Source organism: Falsiroseomonas sp. RANM36 (assembly GCF_056682175.1).
In genome coordinates this window covers 163,282-165,030 of sequence record NZ_JBWXTD010000002.1, presented here as the reverse complement: position 1 = coordinate 165,030, position 1,749 = coordinate 163,282, and the positions used below count along the sequence as shown (strand labels likewise).

1 protein-coding gene is annotated in these 1,749 nt (G+C 71.8%); it reads right to left on the bottom strand.

The annotated features are described in order from the left end of the window. Nucleotides 1-47: 47 nt before the first annotated feature. Entirely contained in the window at nucleotides 48-1,652 is a 1,605-nt protein-coding gene (locus AC1MIR_RS01685) for an ABC transporter substrate-binding protein (RefSeq protein ID WP_480026455.1), read from the bottom strand. Nucleotides 1,653-1,749 lie beyond the last annotated feature (97 nt).

Here is a 1,749-nt window from a genome sequence, read left to right as displayed (position 1 = left end):
GCCGCGGCATCCCGCGGCGCCCGACAAGTCTCCGCCTGCGCTTCCGCTCAGCCGCTGCGCTGCACGTTCCAGAACAGCGGCAGGCCCTTGAGCACGCCGGTCAGGTTGCGGCGATAGGCGGTGGCCTGGAAATACTGCCCGAGCGGCAGATACGGCACTTCCTGGAACGCGACCTGCTGGATGTCGCGGCCGATGCGCTGCTGCGCGGCGAGGTCGGGCGCATCGAACCAGGCCTGGCGCAGCTCCTCGATGCGCGGGATGGTCGGCCAGCCGAACCAGGCGCGCTCGCCATGGCCGCGCAGGCTCTGGTGGACGCCCGGGTTGAACATGTCGAGGCCCGACCAGAAGGTGCAGAACATGTTCCACCCGCCGCGCGAGGGCGGTTCCTTGCTGGCGCGTCGCTGCACCACCGTGCCCCAGTCGGTGTTGACGAACTCGACGTTCATCCCCGCCTTGGTCAGCATGTCGTTCGACACCTGCGCCAGCGCGTTCAGGCTCGGGAAGTCGGAAGCCGCCATCAGCACCACGCGCTCGCCGTTGTAGCCGGCCGCGGCGAGGTCGCGCTTCACCTTGTCCATGTCGCGCGGCGAGGTCAGGGCCTCCAGCCCGACATCCGAGGCCAGCGGCGTGCCGGGCGGGAAGAAGCCGACGCCTTCGCGCCACAGGCTGCGGTCGGTGCCGATCACCGCGGTCATGAAATCCGCCTGGTTCACCGCGCCGAGCAGCGCGCGGCGCACCGCCGGCTTGTCGAAGGGCGGATGCAGGTGGTTGAAGCGCGCGATCGCCATCAGCCCCGTCGGATCGGGGATCTCCAGCGTGATGTTGCGGTTGCGGCGCAGCACCGGCTGCAGGTCGCCGGTCGGCTGCTCCCACCAGTCCATCTCGCCCGATTGCAGCGCCGCCGAGGCGGTGGCCGCATCCGGCGTGACATGCCACTCGATCCGGTCGAAGTGCACCCGCTTCGGGCCCGCGGTCCAGGAAGGCGTGCCCTCGGCGCGCGGCACGTAGTCGGCGAAGCGGGTATAGACCACGCGCGCGCCCGGCACCCGCTCGGCCGCCGCGAAGCGGAACGGGCCGGAGCCGATCAGGTCGCCGGTCAGCGGCCGGTTCGGGTCCTGGCTGGCCAGCCGTTCCGGCATGATGAAGCAGACGGGGCTGGAGGGCTTGCCCAGCGCGTCGAACATCAGCGGGAAGGCGCGCTTGAGGCGGAAGACGATGGTGCGGTCGTCCGGCGCGGCAAGCTCGTCGGTCACCGACATCAGCACCTGGCCGAGCGCGTCGCGCGCCGCCCAGCGGCGGATCGAGGCGACGGCGTCCTTCGCGCGCACCGGCTCGCCGTCGTGGAACTTCAGCCCCTCGCGAAGCCGCATGGTCACGCGCTTCCCGTCGTCCTCGACGGTGTGGCCCTCAACCATCTGCGGCTGCGGCTTGTAGTCCGCGTCCAGGCCGTAGAGCGTGTCCCAGATCAGGTAGGCGTGGTTGCGGGTGACATAGGCGGTGGTCAGGATCGGGTCCGTCACCGCCAGGTCGGCCTGCGGGATGAATTTCAGCACCCGCGTCCCGCCCGAGGCGCCCTGGCCCAGAGCAGGCCGGCCGATGGCGCCCGCGCCAAGCGCGGCCCCCGCCCCGGCGAGAAGGTGGCGTCGCAGCATCGAAGGAACCTCCCTGGTGGCCGGCGCGGCACTCCGCGCCCGGGCGGATGCATCAACCGCCGGCGGCCGCCGCGCGCAAGGGGCGGGCGGGGGGGGC

What these genes read in the sequence shown, in the direction of transcription:
- AC1MIR_RS01685 (WP_480026455.1), bottom strand. Translation starts at nt 1,652, where the DNA reads ATGCTGCGACGCCACCTTCTCGCCGGGGCGGGGGCCGCGCTTGGCGCG.